Source organism: Sporomusa sp. (assembly GCF_057736855.1).
The window spans coordinates 1-3,791 of record NZ_JBYKYF010000294.1; the positions used below are offsets into that span (position 1 = coordinate 1).

General features: G+C 46.1%; 4 protein-coding genes. All 4 read right to left on the reverse strand.

Features of this window, described 5'->3' with window-relative positions:
• A partial coding sequence (whiA, locus tag AC29Z1_RS14915; RefSeq protein WP_488272248.1) for a DNA-binding protein WhiA occupies positions 1-501 on the reverse strand: 501 nt, incomplete at its 3' end.
• An 18-nt stretch (positions 502-519) separates the two neighbouring features.
• Positions 520-1,875, reverse strand: coding sequence for a gluconeogenesis factor YvcK family protein (locus AC29Z1_RS14920; RefSeq protein ID WP_488272249.1), 1,356 nt, complete (start codon positions 1,873-1,875; stop codon positions 520-522).
• A 226-nt stretch (positions 1,876-2,101) separates the two neighbouring features.
• Entirely contained in the window at positions 2,102-2,968 is an 867-nt protein-coding gene (gene rapZ, locus AC29Z1_RS14925) for an RNase adapter RapZ (protein WP_488272251.1), read from the reverse strand.
• A 120-nt stretch (positions 2,969-3,088) separates the two neighbouring features.
• Positions 3,089-3,791 (reverse strand): putative bifunctional diguanylate cyclase/phosphodiesterase (locus AC29Z1_RS14930; protein WP_488272250.1); only part of this gene is annotated, 703 nt, incomplete at its 5' end.

Genomic DNA, 3,791 nt, shown 5'->3' on the forward strand with positions numbered 1-3,791 from the left:
CATGACTCGAACCAGCGACTTGGCCAGCTCGGCATTGCCTGTTACTAATTCCAGGTGATAAGATCCTTCCGGACGGTTAACGGAACCAGCACCCAAAAACGCCCCCCGCAAATAGGCCCGGCGACAGCAGGTTTTGCGCAAAATAGCTCCATCGGAATGAACATTTAAGGACTCGCCGCGCATAATACCGAGCGAAGCCAAGAGTTTATTCACTCCCGGAGATGGCACTACCCGCACATGATACGTATTATTCTTTTTGAGCCGCCGTCCCCGGGTAACCATCACTTCGGTTTTTATATTGTCGTACCGTTTGATCAAGGTAAGTGCCTTGCGGGTAACGGCAGCGTTTTCACTGCTGAAATTGATTCCTAGCGTAGCATTGCGGCCGATGGACATGGCTCCTCCCATCCGGATTAAGGCCGCCAATTCAGCGTCATAGCAACAGCTATTCTCGCCAGTTATGCGAGCCAGCTCGTTTTTAACTTCTGTTGAAAAAGACAAGAGCTTCAGTCCTTTAAATTATTCTTTTAATTTTTTAATACTTTCTGACATGATGTAATAATCTAACAGCCGCATCCGATCTGAATTCAGTTTTAAATCATACACCATTGACATAATCGTCCGCGACAGTCTGCGCGGATCATGCCGCACGAGATTTGTCTCGCAAATCAGATTGGCTTTAACAACCTTAATTCCCAGGGCTTCAATAGCTTCTACATCTGGTACTACCGGATAGGCCCCCTGTGCTGCGTATATTTCACGAAGCTCAGGGGCAACTTCTTGCACATTGACGACGGCAATATCAATACAACCAGGACCGGCATGGTCAAGAATGGCCTTAATATGGTCACAAGCCGTATAGCCGTCCGTTTCGCCCGGTTGGGTCATTACATTACAAATATAGATTTTAACGGCATCACTTTCCCGTAACGCCTCGGCAATCCCTTTGACTAACAGATTGGGAATGATGCTGGTATACAGGCTGCCAGGCCCCAAAATACAGGCATCTGCTTCATAAATTGCCTCTACCGCCCCTTTAACCGGAGTGGCATTTTCAGGCTTAATAAACACTTGTTTAATTTTCTTGCCTGCCTGCGAAATTTTTGACTCGCCTTCTACCCGAGTTCCGTCAGTCATTTCGGCTGCCAAGAGCACTCGTTCGGAGGATGAGGGCAATACCTGCCCCCGCACAGCCAGGACTTTTCTTGATTCCTTAAGCGCCAGCTCAACATCACCAACAATCTCAGCCATAGCGGCGATAAACAAATTGCCAAAACTGTGACCAGCCAATTCACCATGTCCACCAAACCGGTGTTGAAATAACTTTTCCATCAGCGGCTCGGTGTCAGCTAACGCCACCAGACAATTGCGCAAATCACCCGGAGGAATAATCCCCAGGTCTTCGCGCAGCCGTCCGGATGAACCACCGTCATCGGCCACCGTAACAATAGCGGTTATGTTGCTGGTAATATTCTTGATGCCGCGTAACAACACAGACAGGCCAGTCCCACCGCCAATGACGGCCAACGCTGGACCTCGGTTGAGTTTGCGCTTTTCAAAAATAATCTCGACAAGTTTATCTGATCCTTCCGGTACTAACACACTAATGACTGACTTAATAATCTGCCTTGTTGCTACCAGCATAGTAGCCAGCCCCAAGACAATAATCAAAATGCCGGCAATGGTGGTGACAGCATAGTAATAACTTCCTGTTGTCAAATAAAACAGGCGGAAAATGGCTTCTTCCACCACACCTATATATTTATAATTAAACACAATGGCCAAACCGAGGCTGACAAAAATTACACCTGCTGAAAACAGGAGCAGCCAGCGCTTGAATTTCATGCCAGGATATAACCACTTTAATAAATGCACTCTTTCACCCCCGAACAGGTGATAAACGCCCATGTGTGCGCTGCTGTTACAATAGGCCCCACTGCTGCTATCGCCGTTACGTCTTCTAAGCGACGGTGTTGTTGTACTTGCGGGCGAGCCGTACATTTTGTTTAACTGTAACAAACACCCATGCATTGTAGGCAACATTGTATCTAGTACCTGCAACTGGACCTGCTAGCCTGTTCTAAATTTACATGATCTCCTGCTATTCAACAATGTTATGTTTAATATCCCGATGCTCGACGTTGACCTTAAAGCCTTTACTCTTGAGATATTCAAACATCTTTTCGGCCACAAAAACTGAACGATGCAAGCCACCAGTACAGCCGATAGCAATCACCAGTTGGCTCTTGCCCTCCTTAACATAGTGGGGAATTAGAAAGTCAATGAGTCCTGACAGTTTTTCCATAAACTGCTGGGTAACCGGCCATTTCCAGATATATTCCCCGACGACTGCCTCCTGTCCGCTTTTACGGCGAAGGGATTCCACATAAAAAGGATTGGGAAGAAAGCGAACATCTAATACCATATCCGCATCCAGTGGAATACCGTATTTAAAACCAAATGATACTACCGTAACTGTCATCCGCTCATGTTCGCGTTCTTCGGCAAATAACGTCGTTATCTTTCCTCGCAATTCAGCGGTCGACAGTCCTGAAGTATCAATGATGTGATTCGCCTTTCCCCGAATTTGTTCCAGCCGGTCACGTTCGCGATTGATACCTTCGCTAATACGACCATGCGGTGCCATTGGATGACGGCGGCGGGTTTCTTTGTAACGGCGGATAATGGTAGCATCCGAGGCTTCCAAAAATAATATTTCATACAGAAAACCTTGTTTCTCCATATCTTCCAGTACTTGAACTAATGTGTCAAAAAATTCGCCACCACGAATATCAACCACCAGTGCAATCTTGGAGACTTTACCGCCTGATTGGGCACATAATTCCGCAAATTTGGGGATTAACATGGGTGGCAGGTTATCGACGCAAAAGTACCCCAAATCTTCCATGGCCCGTATCGCCTGTGACTTACCAGCTCCAGACATTCCGGTGATAATTATCCAGCATATACATACACCTCGATTTTTCTTACCATATCTGCCATAGGCAATTGTTATTTTAATTATAGGGTAGTATGCGGAAAAAAGCAAAATACAGTTCCCATAATTTTAGTAACGGGAACTGTATTCTTACCAGCAACTATCAAGTAAATGTATCACTTGTTCTGCAGGTACTGGACGACTAAATAAAAATCCTTGCATCAGATTACAATGGCGTTCCCGCAAAAATAGCCGCTGTTCAGGAGTCTCTACCCCTTCTGCCACAACAGTAAGATTAAGGTTGTGAGCTAAATGAATAATCGTTGATACAATGGCAGCATCCTGATTATGTTTGGCAGCATCCTGAACAAACATCCGATCAATCTTAAGGGTCGTGATCGGAAACCGCTTAAGATAACTGAGTGAAGAATAACCTGTACCAAAATCATCCAGGGAAATTTTAATACCCATAGAACGCAGTTCATTGAGAGTAGCAATAGTATAATCCACATTTTCAAGAGCAATACTTTCCGTAATTTCCAGTTCCAAATACTCGGGCGCTAATCCTGTATCACTTAACACCTGACTGATCCTGCCTGTCAAATCAGGTTGGCGGAACTGGCGGCCAGATAAATTTACAGATACTGCCACCGGTCGATGACCAGCATCCTGCCAGGCTTTATTCTGCGCACATGCCGTTCGGAGTACCCACTCGCCAATGGGAACAATCAACCCAGTTTCTTCTGCCAAGGGAATAAACTCCATCGGCGGTATCAGGCCGCGTACCGGATGGAGCCAGCGTACCAGTGCCTCAACTCCAACAGTACAGCCAGTTATACCATCAATGAGCGGT